This window comes from Fundicoccus sp. Sow4_F4, assembly GCF_052116145.1.
Classification (GTDB): domain Bacteria; phylum Bacillota; class Bacilli; order Lactobacillales; family Aerococcaceae; genus Fundicoccus.
Genome location: NZ_JBQKLQ010000001.1, coordinates 483,274 through 496,501 on the forward strand (window position 1 = coordinate 483,274; position 13,228 = coordinate 496,501).

Consider the following 13,228-nt stretch of genomic DNA (forward strand, 5'->3'; position numbering starts at 1 on the left):
CTCTATGTGATTTTATTTATTTGAAGGCACGAGAGGTTACAATAGTATTAGTGAAGTAGTCCGTCGGTATCTTGATACTTACGGACTATTATTAACGAAAGGAGCATTGTATGAATGACAATCGTCAATTGTTCGAATTATTAATCGAGCAAATTCAGATCAATGATGCGGATATACTCGCAGCAATCAAAGCGGTGGAAATTGACCGTGTGGATGTTTATCCAGAATCTCGCTTATGGCATTTTTATTTAACAAGTCCACATAGAATTCATCCAGACGCTTTTAGAATATTTACTCACTATGTCAAAGCAGCATTTAGTGAAATCGCTGATATCGATATTTGGTGGGATTTTGAAGAGGATTCAATTAATAGCCGAGTGATCCTTGACTATTGGCAAGCTATTCAAGCGGTGTTTGGAACAGAGCGTCCATTCTTGAAAAACTGCTTGAGCCAGGCAAGTACTCGCATTGAAAATGACCAATTAGTGATTGGCTTATCGAGTCAACTACAAGTCGATATGTTAGAAAACCAATATAATGATATTCTGCAATTGCGCTTTAAACAAGTCGGTATCGAAGATGTGAAGTTAAAGTACTATGTTGACCATGAATTAAATGAACAAGAAAAAAATGATGTCATTCAAAGACAAAGTGATGAAGATGAACGTAGTTTAGTCGAAGCACTAGAAGCAATGGAGAATAACGAAAGAAAGCAAGTTAAAGTCATTGAATCAACGGGAGACCTTGCCCCGATCGGTAAGGATATTCCTAACGTCATTCCAACTCCGCTAATTGATTTACTTGATAATCAATACCGTCAAGTAATTGAAGGGTATGTCTTTAATAAGGATATAATTTCGCTTAAGAGTGGAAATGAACTGATGATTCTTAAAATTACTGACTACACGAGTTCTGTAGCAGTAAAAGTGATGTCTGGTCGTAATATAAAAAAAGAACAATTACACCAATACGGTAAGGGTGACTGGTTGAGATTAGAAGGAGACATGATCCCGGATAACTATTCTGGTGAGATGGACTTTAGACCGCGTAGTATTCGAAAAATTAAAAAAGCGGTCCGTCTGGATAATGCCCCTGAAGATGGTAAACGCGTTGAATTACATATGCATAGTAATATGAGTATGATGGATGCTTCTAACTCAGTATCAGATTTGATTGCGCAAGCTGCTGCGTGGGGACATAAGGCTGTGGCGATTACAGATCATGCCGGTGCGCAAGCTTTCCCTGATGCCTTTTCTGCAGCGAATAAACATGGCATCAAAGTATTATATGGAATTGAAGCCAACGTCGTTAATGATGGGGAACTCGTTGCTTACAATCCGCACCACATTGCGTTAGATGATGCCACTTATGTGGTCTTTGACGTGGAGACAACAGGTCTTTCGTCTGTTTACGATTCGATTATAGAATTAGCCGGTGTAAAGATGCATGAAGGCAATGTTATTGATACTTTTGAAGCCTTTATTAATCCCGGTCACCCTTTGTCAGCATTTACAACCGAATTGACGGGTATTACAGATGCTATGCTAGCCGATGCACCTGATGCTGCACCTGTTTTACGTCGCTTTAAGGAATTCTGTGAAGGCAGTATTCTAGTTGCGCATAACGCGTCATTTGATATTGGTTTCATTAATAAAGGGTATGAAAAGATTGGTGAAGAACATACGTCACTACCGGTTATTGATACATTAGAATTATCGCGTTTAGTTAACCAACACTTGAAATCTCACGGGTTAAACCGTCTAGCACGACACTATGGTGTTCTTTTAGAACAACATCACCGTGCGATTTATGACTCGGAAACGACCGGGCAAATAATGCTGAAGTTATTAGAACAAGCTAAAGACCAATACAGTATGATTTACCATGATGAGTTGAATAATCAAATGGGTAAAGGGGAATCTTATAAACAGGCCAGACCTTTCCATGCGACGATTCTAGCTAAAAACCAACAAGGTTTGAAAGATTTATTTAAATTGATATCTGCTTCAAACGTGGAATATTATTACCGTGAGCCTAGAGTGCCGCGTAGCTTATTAAATAAATACCGTGAAAATTTATTAATTGGGACAGCATGTAGTAGTGGTGAAGTCTTTACTGCTATGATGCAGAAAGGTTATGATGAAGCGAATCAATTGGTCGATTTTTATGACTATATTGAAATTCAACCAAAATCTGTCTATGAAGTCTTAATCGAACAAGAATTAATTCGCTCTGAAGAGGATCTCGAACATATCATGAAAGAAATGGTACGTTTAGGTAGAGAAAACGATAAAATTGTTGTCGCAACAGGCAATGTGCATTATTTAGAAGAAAAAGATTCGATCTATCGAGAAATTTTAATCCGTTCGAAGAAGATTAATGCGAACCGTCAAATGTTCTTCCCGCCTCTACATTTTAGAACAACTGAAGAAATGTTAGCGGAATTCGCCTTCTTAGGTGAAGAACTAGCATACGAACTCGTTGTGACCAATTCAAATCTAATAGCAGATTCCATTGATGAAGTTGAAGTAATTAAATCGAAACTTTACACTCCGAACATCGAAGGTTCGAATGAACAGATTCGTGAGCTAAGTTACAATAAAGCCCATGAGCTTTATGGAGAAAATTTGCCTGAAATTGTCGAAAAGCGGATTGAGAAAGAATTAAACAGTATTATTTCCAATGGATTTGCCGTAATCTATCTAATTTCTCAAAAGCTGGTTCACAAGAGTATGGAGGACGGATATTTAGTAGGTTCGCGTGGGTCTGTTGGATCCAGTTTAGTGGCAACATTGACGGGGATTACAGAAGTTAACCCATTAGCCCCTCATTACTATTGTCAAAATTGTTATTTTTCAGAGTTTTATACGGATGGTTCAGTCGGTTCGGGTTATGACTTACCAGAACGTGGTTGTCCTGATTGTGGACAAAGGTTATCTAAAGAAGGCCAAGATATTCCGTTTGAGACTTTCCTAGGATTCTATGGGGATAAAGTTCCCGATATCGATTTGAACTTCTCAGGTGCTTATCAATCACGTGCCCATGCTTATACCAAAGAGTTGTTTGGGGAAGAGTATGTTTACAAAGCCGGAACCATTGGGACTGTTGCTGAGAAAACCGCCTTTGGATATGTCCGCGGCTATTTAGAAATTGAACAGAAACACTTACCTCAAGCCGAAAAAGAAAGATTAGCCAAAGGCATTGAAGGCGTTAAGCGAACAACTGGCCAGCATCCGGGCGGGATTATTGTTATACCGGATTATATGGACGTGTATGATTTCACGCCGATTCAATTCCCAGCCGATCAAGTCTTAGCTGAATGGAAAACGACTCATTTTGACTTCCATTCAATTCACGATAACGTCTTGAAATTAGATATTCTGGGACACGATGATCCGACCATGATTCGTTTCCTACAAGACCTAAGTGGAATTGATCCGTTAACCATCCCACCAACCGATCCTGACGTTATGTCTTTATTTAGTAGTCCAGATATTTTAGGGGTGACACCTGAACAAATCTTTTCTAAAACGGGAACACTGGGTGTTCCAGAATTTGGAACGGGCTTCGTGCGTGGGATGTTAGAAGAAACGAAACCGGATACCTTTGCAGAGTTACTTCAGATTTCAGGCTTATCTCATGGAACCGACGTTTGGTTAGGAAACGCCCAAGAGTTAATTCGTAAGAAGGTCGTACCACTAGCTAAAGTAATCGGCTGTCGTGATGATATCATGGTGGCTTTAATTCAGTATGGTATGGAAGATGGACTGGCCTTTAAAATTATGGAGAACGTACGTAAAGGTAAAGGCATCCCAGATGACTGGCAAGAAGAAATGCGTGCCAACAATGTGCCCGAATGGTACATTGACTCTTGCTTGAAGATTAAATATATGTTCCCGAAAGCCCATGCGGCCGCTTACATCCTAATGGCGCTACGCGTGGCATATTTTAAAGTTCACCACCCAATATTCTATTATTCGGCCTACTTCTCAGTACGTGCCACTGACTTTGACATCATCGCCATGCACCAAGGAAAAGAAATGGTCAAACGCCGAATTCGCGAAATTAACGACAAAGGTTTCGACAAGACAGCCAAAGACAACAACTTACTAACTGTCCTTGAAATCGCCAATGAAATGCTTGAACGAGGTTTCAGCTTCCAAATGGTCAACTTAGAAAAATCGCATTCCGACGAATTTATTATCGAAGGCGACACACTGATCCCACCATTTAGAGCAGTCCCAGGACTAGGCGCTAACGTCGCCAAACAAATCATTGCTGCCCGTGAAGAAGCTAGTTTCTTATCGAAAGAAGACTTGGCCAAACGTGGAAAAGTTTCAAAGACTATTATGGAATACCTATCAGAACACGGTGTTCTAGACGGCATGCCTGAAGAAGACCAATTAAGTCTCTTTTAATATTAAAAAATAGGGCACTAAAAATGTGTTGTAACATATGTAGCATAAACTATAAGGTCACCTGACTCTCAGCTAAAGTCTGCTGGGAGTTTTTCGTTGTATAAGGGATCATAAAGTACAGCTTGATTGACCATGCTTCAGTATACTGAACATTATTATAAATTGTCACCACACGGTTTTATAAGAAGAGCAGGTGGTTAGCTTTGTTTTCTGGTCATTAGTCACATGTTTAACTAAAACATTCAAGTTATCTTTTGAATAATGCTTGATTTATTTCGAATTCGAGGTTATACTAAGATAGAAGTAAATGATACTATTAAAATTCGAAAGGATGTTTAGCATGACGAAGATTGGTGTAGTAGTAGGTACGTTACGTAAAGAATCATTTTCACGCAAATGGGCAAAGAATATTGTTGAATTATTACCAGAAGGTTACGAAGTTGAGTTTTTAGAGATTGACAACTTACCCTTATATAACGAAGAATATGATGAGAACAGTCCGGCTGAATATACAGCGTTTCGTGAGTCTGTCGCTCGTCAAGATGCGATTATTTTTGCGACAGGTGAGTATAACCGCTCTATTCCTGGTGCATTAAAGAATGCTCTAGACGTTGCTTCTCGTCCATGGGGACAAAGTGTTTGGTCAGGAAAGCCGGCTTTAGTCGTTTCTCATTCAATTTCAAATGTTTCGGGATCGCTCGCACAATTCCACTTACGTCAAATTTTAGCATTCTTAGATATGCCTGTATTGGGTCAACCAGAAGTGATGTTAGCCAACTCTCAAAATTTAATTGGTGAAGATGGGAAAGTTAATAATCAAGGAACGGTAGACTTCTTACAGACAGTTGTGGATGCGTATGTGGCATTTATCGAGAAGCATAAAGCATAATTTAATAGTGACACGTTACAGACAGCCTCAAAAAATAGAGGCTGTCTTGTTTTTATGGATGACTGGTTTTGAACTAAGCAATCACTGAAAAGGGCTGCGATAGCTTAGTTCATCAAGGGTTTGAAGCAAAGCAAAATTTACTATGTGTAAACTTATGAATCATTCGTTGCTAAGTTTAAAATTAAATTAAGTAATTCTTATGAAGATTATATAACTTTTACTTTTGGCGTCTCTATGTCCTGATAATCAGTCGTTATTGGGCTGGTTTAGGCATAAAGACGCCATTTACTTGATATAAGGGAATGTTTGTGATATTATAATAAAGTAGAAAAACGTAGGAGAGGAGTGAGCGGCAACGCTCGCTTTTTTCATGCAGTTGGAAGCGTTAAAGAAACGTGTGAACAATTGGACTATGAGGTGCAGACAGAATTTTGAAGAATTTAAGAGGTGAATAAATGAGTGCTATTTTAGATAAAGTTAAGCCAATAATCGAGCCAATCGTAAGTGATATGGGTTGTTCTTTGGTGGATGTAGAGTATTTAAAAGAAGGTAGAAACTGGTTCTTACGTGTTTATGCGGATAAAGAAGGTGGCATCGATTTAGACGATTGTGCTGCAATTAGCGAACAGCTTAGCGAGGCATTTGACCAAATTCATCCTGACCCTTTCCCAGATGCTTATTTTCTAGAAGTATCGTCACCAGGTGCTGAACGACCTTTAAAAACGGAAGCAGATATCTTAGCGGCTATCGGTGAATATGTGCATTTTGATTATTATTTCCCACAATATGGTGAAAAACAACATGAAGGCACTTTATTAGAAGTATCTGACGAACATTATTTACTTGAAGTTCGAATTAAAACCGCGACGAGAAAATTTGAAATTGAGAAAAAAGCAGTTTCTAAAGCCCGTTTAGCGATTAAATTTTAAATGAAAGTTAAGTGAGGGAAAATAATGAGTAAAGAATTAGTTGCAGCAATGCAAGTGTTAGAAGAAGAAAAAGGTATTTCACGAACTGTCATTAAAGAAGCATTAGAATCAGCTTTAGTGTTAGCTTATAAGAAAAATTATGACCAAGCGCAAAACGTTGACGTGGTTTTCGATGAAAACAATGGTAAGATTGCTGTTTATTCAGTAAAAGAAGTTGTCGAAACGAACTATGACAGTACGTTAGAAATCAGTTTAGAAGAAGCTTTAAAAATTAATCGTGCCTATGAAATTGGCGACAAGATTAAATTTGAAGTCACGCCAAAAGACTTCGGTCGTATCGCGACACAAACGGCTAAGCATGTTATTATGCAAAGAATTCGTGAAGCTGAACGTGAGATTATCTTTGAAGAGTATAGCCAATACCAAGATGAGATTTTAACAGGTACAGTTGAACGTCAAGATAATCGCAACGTGTACGTTAACTTAGGTAAAATCGAAGCGATTATGCCAATTAATGAACAAATTCCCAATGAAGAGTTTACAATGGACGAGCGTATCAAAGTGTATGTCTCTAAAGTAGATAAAACACCTAAAGGACCTCAAGTCATTGTTTCTCGCGCACACCAAGATTTCTTACGTCGTTTATTTGAACAGGAAGTACCAGAAATTTATGATGGTGTTGTAGAAATTATGAGCGTTGCACGTGAAGCGGGCGATCGTTCGAAAGTAGCGGTTCGTTCACGTGACAAAAATATTGACCCTGTTGGAACGTGTGTCGGTCAACGCGGCCAACGTGTTCAAACTATTGTTAACGAATTGAATGGCGAGAATATGGATATTATTGAGTGGGCTGAAACGCCTCAAGAGTTTATTCGTAACGCCATGAACCCAGCAGATGTTATTGACGTGATTTTCGATGAAGCGAATCACTCATGTATCGTGGTTGTTCCTGATTACCAATTATCATTAGCAATCGGTAAAAAAGGTCAGAACGCTCGTTTAGCTGCACGCTTAACAACTTATAAAATTGATATTAAGTCAGAAACAGCTTATGCTGAATATCAAGACGAACAAGCTGCCTTAACTTTTAAAGAAGAGGAAGATGCGCTAGATTATGGTCATGATGTTGACTTATCAAACGTTGACGGTGATTATTTAGCCTCAGAAGATGTGATTACTGATGAAACAGTTGATTACGATGCTGAAGCAGCAGATTTAAACGAAAGCTTGTACGGTGAGACAACAGAGGAAACGTTTGAAGCAACTGGCGATGTTGACGCTTTACGCGAAGAACAAGATAAAGCAGAGCAAAACTACGACGCTGAAGATGTGGAAACTTTAATCGCTGATGCTGAAATTGATCCTGAGCAATCTTACGATGAATTAGTTGAAGAAACTGATTTTATTGAAGAAGTATCAGAAGAAGAATTATAATTTAATCTTACTTAGGGAGGGATACATTTGAAAAACAATCAAGCCAAACGTAAAGTTCCTTTGAGAAAATGTATCGTATCACAAGAAATGTACCCGAAAAAAGAATTGGTACGTGTGGTAAAAAATAAAGAAGGCGAAGTTTTCTTAGATCCATCTGGTCGACAAAATGGACGAGGAGCTTATATTGCCTTAGAGCCCAAATTAGCCTTAAAAGCTAAAGAAAAGCGAGTGTTTGATCGTGCCTTTAGTATGAAAGTAAGCGATGAGTTTTATGATGAACTGTATGCTTATGTAGATCATCAAAAAGCACGGAAAGAACTACTATGAGCCCGGAACAAAAACAATTAAACTTACTAGGTTTAGCGAATCGAGCGCGTAGTTTAGTATCAGGCGACGAGTTTGTTGAGAAGTCGATCAAAAGCAAACAAGTCTATGTTGTCATCTGTGCATCTGATGTCAGTGAAGCAACACGTGAACGTTATATAGGTTTGTGTGAGCGTGCAAATGTTCCTTTAAACCTGACTTTTACAAGAGAAGAAATTAGCCATGCGATTGGTAAAACGCGTTCAATTTGCGCCTTGAACAATCCGGGCATGTCAAAGAAATTTTTATCATATGTGACAGGAGAAAAAACAACATGAGATAAATAACTGAATATTAGGAAGGTGATATTATGTCAGCAATTCGCGTCTATGAATTTGCAAAGAAATTTGATTTAAGTAGTAAAGAACTACTTGATATTGCAAAAACAAATGGAATGAATTTCAATAGTCATATGTCGTCAATGGACGATAAACAACAAACGCAATTAACTAACGCTATCAAGAAACCAAAGGCGAAAGCCCAACCAACCAATCAAGCAAATCACAATAGAAAGAATGCCGAACAAACTGCTCCCACGAGCACGCCGGCAAAAGGTACATCCATGACTGAAAAATCTAACAAAACTACTCATACTCAAACGACTCAAGGCCAAGCGACTAACAACACGTCAAACACTACTCCTAAAGCGAATGCTAAACCAGTTGCACCGAAGCAGCCTGTTAAACAACAGACGAAAGCATCGATTGCAGCAGAAAAAGCAGCTAAAGAGTTTGGTAACAGACGTCATTCACGTGGCGGACGCCGTAATCGTCGAGGCGGCAGATATAATCAGCCGAAAACAGAATCTAAAGGTCTAACAGCACGTAAACATAAAGATTTGCCTGAAAAATTGGTTTATAGCGAAGGTATGAATATTCAAGAAATAGCGAAACAATTCCACCGTGATGCTTCAGAAATCATCAAAAAATTACTTATGTTAGGCGTAATGGCTAACCAGAACCAAGCATTATCAAAAGAAGTGATTGAATTAATCTGTATGGAATATGGTGTTGAACCCGAGCAAAAAGAAGTAGTCAACGTTTCTGATTTAAATTACTACTTCGAGAATGCTCGCGAAAATAGATCTGAAGAAGACTTAGCAACTCGTCCACCAGTTGTTACAATTATGGGACACGTTGACCACGGTAAAACTACTTTACTTGACCAACTACGTCATACACGTGTTACTGAAGGTGAAGCCGGCGGTATTACACAACATATTGGTGCTTACCAAGTTGTAGCTGACGGTAAAACAATCACATTCTTGGATACTCCAGGACATGCGGCCTTTACAACCATGCGTGCACGTGGTGCAGATGTTACCGATATTACCATTATTGTTGTAGCTGCTGATGATGGTGTAATGCCTCAAACAGTTGAAGCAATTAACCATGCAAAAGCTGCTGGCGTTCCAATCATTGTAGCAATCAATAAAATTGATAAACCAACTGCTAATCCAGACCGTGTCAAACAAGAATTAACTGAGCACGGAATTATCCCTGAAGCCTGGGGTGGAGAGCATATCTTCGTTGAAATTTCGGCGAAAATGAACATGAATATTGACGAATTATTAGAAATGGTTCTTTTAGTTTCTGAAGTTGAAGAATTAAAAGCAGAACCAAATCGTTTAGCTTTAGGGACTGTTATTGAAGCGCGTTTGGATAAATCACAAGGTGCAACTGCAACGTTACTTGTACAAGAAGGTACATTAAATGTTGGTGATCCAATCGTAGTTGGTAATACATACGGTAAAGTTAGAACGATGTTAAACGATAATGGTCGTCGTATCAAATCAGCTGGCCCAGCAACTCCTGTTGAAATCACTGGTTTAAACGATGCTCCTCAAGCGGGTGACTTATTCGTAGTCTTCGAAGATGAAAAATCTGCTCGTCAAGCAGGTGAAGAACGTGCGAGTCGTGCATTAGAATTACAAAGAGATAGCAAGAAAAAAGTAACTCTTGAAAACTTATTTGATAGTATTCAAGAAGGTGAAATGAAGTCTGTTAACGTTATTATTAAAGGTGACGTTCAAGGTTCAGTTGAAGCTTTATCTGCTAGCTTGCAAAAAATCGAAGTGGAAGGTGTTAAAGTTAACATCGTTCATCAGGCTGTTGGAGCAATCAACGAAAGTGATATTACCTTAGCTTCTGCATCAGGTGCAATTGTTATTGGCTTTAACGTTCGCCCAACACCACAAGCTCGTACACAAGCGCAAGAAGAAGAAATCGAAATTCGATCACATCGTATTATTTACGACGCGATCGAAGAGATTGAAACTGCTATGCAAGGGATGTTAGATCCTGAGTACGTTGAAGAAATCACAGGACAAGTTGTGGTTCGTGAAACGTATACAGTTTCTAAAGTTGGAACAATTGCGGGTGCTTATGTATTAGACGGCTTTATTCAAAACTCAAGTAGTATTCGCTTAATTCGTGATAACATTGTTATCTTCGAAGGTGAATTAGCAAGCTTGAAACGCTTTAAAGATGATGCTAAAGAAGTTGCTAAAGGCTTCGAATGTGGTATTATGATTGAAAACTACAACGATATTGAAGTAGACGATATCATTGAACCATACCGTATGGTAGAAGTTAAACGCAAATAATATTTAAAACAAAGGGGAGGCCCCACTATGGCGAAATTTCGCGCAGGTCGTATCCGTCAAGAGATATTAAAAGAAGTCTCAGACATCTTAATGCGTGGTGTTAAAGATCCACGTGTTGATGGTGTAACGATAACGGATGTTGAAGTGACTGGTGATTTACAACAAGCCACAATTTATTATAGTACTTTGTCAGACTTAGCTGGTGAACGCCAGAAAACTGAAGCAGGACTTAATGCTGCTAAAGGTAAAGTACGTAGTGAATTAGGCAGACGATTGACTGTTTATAAAACACCTGAAATCACATTTGAACGTGATCATTCAGTTGATTATGGTAGTCGTATTGATACTTTGCTTAATCAGATTAAGTCGACTGACGTGACATCTGAAGATGTTGAAGAGTTTGAAGACGACATTGACACTAAAGAATAATTAAATGAATCAATTACCAAAAGCACTCAACGATTGTTTCGGCAATCATTGCGTGCTTTTTTTTATTTGTGTACATGAAGTTTTGTGTGAACGGTAAGTTTTCGGCTAGCTTCTAGCCTAAATATAATTCTTAGAGTGATTAAGGAATGCATAGAAATATGGTGTAAGCACTATAATTTTGTTATAATCTAGAGTGATGAAATAAATGCTTGAATGTAATTATAGGGAGTGTCGTAGAATGTTTAATGGTATTTTACCAGTATGGAAAGAAAAGGGTATGACGAGTCACGATGTCGTCTTCAAGTTACGTCGTATATTAAAGATGAAAAGAATAGGACATACTGGAACGCTCGATCCTGAAGTGGAAGGCGTATTATTGGTTTGTCTAGGTCAAGCGACTAAACTAGTTGAGTATTTAATGGACGGAGAGAAAGTCTATCAAGGTGAAATTACCTTAGGTTATTCGACTGAAACTGAAGACGCTCATGGTGAAATTGTCGATCAGAAACCGGTTGAAACACCAATCTCACTTGAAGTAATCGATCAAGCTATGAGTTCTTTTGAAGGAGACATCACACAAATCCCTCCTTATTATTCAGCTGTCAAAGTCAATGGGCGTCGGTTATATGAATATGCTAGAGCAGGCGAGACGGTTGAACGGCCACAGCGTAAGGCAAGAATCGATTATTTCAAACGATTGACCGAGGGAACTTACGACTCAGTAAAACGCCAACAGACATGGGAGTTTGAAGTGAAATGTGGCAAAGGGACTTATGTTAGAACCTTGGCCGTTGATTTAGGCAGTAAATTTGGCTTTCCAAGTCATATGTCCCAGCTAACACGACATGCAACTGGTGGGTTTGATGCCAGTCAAACACATACGCTAGCTGATATTCAAGCGAAGATGGATGCTCAACAAATAGAAGAGATTATTTATCCGATTGAAATGGGTTTAACACAGTTTCCACAATTAGATATGACTGAGGAACAATTTGCTGATGTCAAAAATGGCAAGGTGCTTGATGAATCATATTTTGGCCAAGTGTTAAAAGAGTCCACTGTCTTAAATCTAAAGGGACAAGTCAAAGCAATTTATCGACCACATCCAGAACAAGAGGGATTAATTAAACCAGAAAAAATGTTTTTATCGTAAATTAATTGTGAAAGCGAGAATCTTATGGAAATTATAGAGTTAAGTCATCCGTATAATGATGAAGAAATCATTCACGAACCAATTGTATTAGCACTTGGTTTTTTCGATGGTGTCCATTTGGGCCATCAGGCAGTTATTAGAGCTGCTAAAGAAGAAGCAGTTAAACGTGGAATTAAATTGGCAGTCATGACGTTTAATCAGCATCCAAAAATTGTTTATTCGAAACTTGATGAAAAATCAATGTTTTATCTGTCAACAAACGAGCGTAAAGCAGACTTATTAACGGGGCTAGGAGTTGATATTCTTTATCTAGTGGATTATACATGGGCTTTCGGCTCACAAGCGCCACAGACTTTCGTTGATCGTTATATTGTCGACTTGAATGCGAAAGTGGTAGTCGCAGGTTTCGACTATACTTATGGTAAGAAAGATGTCGCCAACATGCAGACATTGTCTAAACACGCTTCAGAGCGCTTTGAAATTGTTGAAGTTGATCAATTTTCAATCAATCAGCACAAGATAGCGTCGACAAACATTCGCGAACAAATAGAAAATGGCCAAATTGAAGTCGCGAATAAGGAACTAGGATATTTATACCAAACATCAGGTACTGTCGTTCATGGTGAAAAACGCGGGAGCGCCTTGCTTGGTTACCCAACAGCTAATGTTGAAACAACAAGTAAAGAGCTTCTTCCGGGCATTGGTGTTTATATAGTAGAATTCTTTGTTTCAGAAAAGTGGCACCAAGGGATGGCCTCTGTTGGTTATAATGTAACATTCGGCGAAAATCGTCCAGTAACGTGTGAGGTCTTTATATTAGACTTTGACCAAATGATTTACGGTGAAAATGTTAAAGTCCGTTGGCACCATTACTTACGTGGGGAAATTAAATTCGATGGCCTTGATGGTCTAATTAAACAACTTGATCAAGATTTAGTGGATACCCGTGAATACTTTGCTGAATTAAATCAATAGCTCAATAAGTTAAGCGTTAAAGTCAAGGACCGA

Annotated in this window: 10 protein-coding genes; all 10 read left to right on the plus strand. The window is 38.6% G+C overall.

Features of this window, described 5'->3' with window-relative positions; translation table 11 throughout:
- Nucleotides 1-110: 110 nt before the first annotated feature.
- The 10 genes from ACTQ5J_RS02280 to ribF all read left to right on the plus strand — a co-directional run bounded on the left by ACTQ5J_RS02280 (nt 111) and on the right by ribF (nt 13,195).
- The gene (locus ACTQ5J_RS02280) at nt 111-4,418 is read left to right on the plus strand and encodes a PolC-type DNA polymerase III (RefSeq protein WP_441750391.1); all 4,308 of its coding nucleotides are present in this window, start codon (nt 111-113) and stop codon (nt 4,416-4,418) included.
- 340 nt (nt 4,419-4,758) lie between these two features.
- On the plus strand, nt 4,759-5,307 hold the full coding sequence (locus ACTQ5J_RS02285) for an NADPH-dependent FMN reductase (protein WP_441750392.1): 549 nt from the start codon (nt 4,759-4,761) through the stop codon (nt 5,305-5,307).
- Between the two features lie 455 nt (nt 5,308-5,762).
- Entirely contained in the window at nt 5,763-6,236 is a 474-nt protein-coding gene (gene rimP, locus ACTQ5J_RS02290) for a ribosome maturation factor RimP (protein WP_441750393.1), read from the plus strand.
- Nucleotides 6,237-6,260: 24 nt separating this feature from the next.
- Nucleotides 6,261-7,670, plus strand: a complete 1,410-nt coding sequence (gene nusA / locus ACTQ5J_RS02295; protein WP_441750394.1) for a transcription termination factor NusA — start codon at nt 6,261-6,263, stop codon at nt 7,668-7,670.
- A 27-nt stretch (nt 7,671-7,697) separates the two neighbouring features.
- Nucleotides 7,698-7,997, plus strand: coding sequence for an RNase P modulator RnpM (rnpM, locus tag ACTQ5J_RS02300; RefSeq protein ID WP_441750395.1), 300 nt, complete (start codon nt 7,698-7,700; stop codon nt 7,995-7,997).
- Nucleotides 7,994-8,311: a L7Ae/L30e/S12e/Gadd45 family ribosomal protein gene (locus tag ACTQ5J_RS02305; RefSeq protein ID WP_441750396.1), complete on the plus strand. Its 318-nt coding sequence runs from the start codon at nt 7,994-7,996 to the stop codon at nt 8,309-8,311. The genes rnpM and ACTQ5J_RS02305 overlap by 4 nt, the downstream gene beginning before the upstream one ends.
- A 32-nt stretch (nt 8,312-8,343) precedes the next feature.
- Nucleotides 8,344-10,638 (plus strand): translation initiation factor IF-2, encoded by a 2,295-nt coding sequence (gene infB / locus ACTQ5J_RS02310; RefSeq protein ID WP_441750397.1) that lies wholly within the window; start codon nt 8,344-8,346, stop codon nt 10,636-10,638.
- A gap of 27 nt (nt 10,639-10,665) precedes the next feature.
- A complete protein-coding gene (gene rbfA / locus ACTQ5J_RS02315; protein WP_441750398.1) occupies nt 10,666-11,067 on the plus strand; it encodes a 30S ribosome-binding factor RbfA in 402 nt (133 codons plus the stop codon).
- A 238-nt stretch (nt 11,068-11,305) separates the two neighbouring features.
- Nucleotides 11,306-12,220, plus strand: coding sequence for a tRNA pseudouridine(55) synthase TruB (gene truB / locus ACTQ5J_RS02320; protein WP_441750399.1), 915 nt, complete (start codon nt 11,306-11,308; stop codon nt 12,218-12,220).
- A 24-nt stretch (nt 12,221-12,244) separates the two neighbouring features.
- Entirely contained in the window at nt 12,245-13,195 is a 951-nt protein-coding gene (gene ribF / locus ACTQ5J_RS02325) for a riboflavin biosynthesis protein RibF (RefSeq protein WP_441750400.1), read from the plus strand.
- Nucleotides 13,196-13,228 lie beyond the last annotated feature (33 nt).

Excerpts from the sequence above, each read along its gene's own strand:
- truB (WP_441750399.1), top strand. The coding sequence starts at position 11,306 with ATGTTTAATGGTATTTTACCAGTATGGAAAGAAAAGGGTATGACGAGT.
- ACTQ5J_RS02280 (WP_441750391.1), top strand. The coding sequence starts at position 111 with ATGAATGACAATCGTCAATTGTTCGAATTATTAATCGAGCAAATTCAG.
- ACTQ5J_RS02305 (WP_441750396.1), top strand. The coding sequence starts at position 7,994 with ATGAGCCCGGAACAAAAACAATTAAACTTACTAGGTTTAGCGAATCGA.
- ACTQ5J_RS02285 (WP_441750392.1), top strand. The coding sequence starts at position 4,759 with ATGACGAAGATTGGTGTAGTAGTAGGTACGTTACGTAAAGAATCATTT.
- nusA (WP_441750394.1), top strand. The coding sequence starts at position 6,261 with ATGAGTAAAGAATTAGTTGCAGCAATGCAAGTGTTAGAAGAAGAAAAA.
- infB (WP_441750397.1), top strand. The coding sequence starts at position 8,344 with ATGTCAGCAATTCGCGTCTATGAATTTGCAAAGAAATTTGATTTAAGT.
- ribF (WP_441750400.1), top strand. The coding sequence starts at position 12,245 with ATGGAAATTATAGAGTTAAGTCATCCGTATAATGATGAAGAAATCATT.
- rimP (WP_441750393.1), top strand. The coding sequence starts at position 5,763 with ATGAGTGCTATTTTAGATAAAGTTAAGCCAATAATCGAGCCAATCGTA.
- rbfA (WP_441750398.1), top strand. The coding sequence starts at position 10,666 with ATGGCGAAATTTCGCGCAGGTCGTATCCGTCAAGAGATATTAAAAGAA.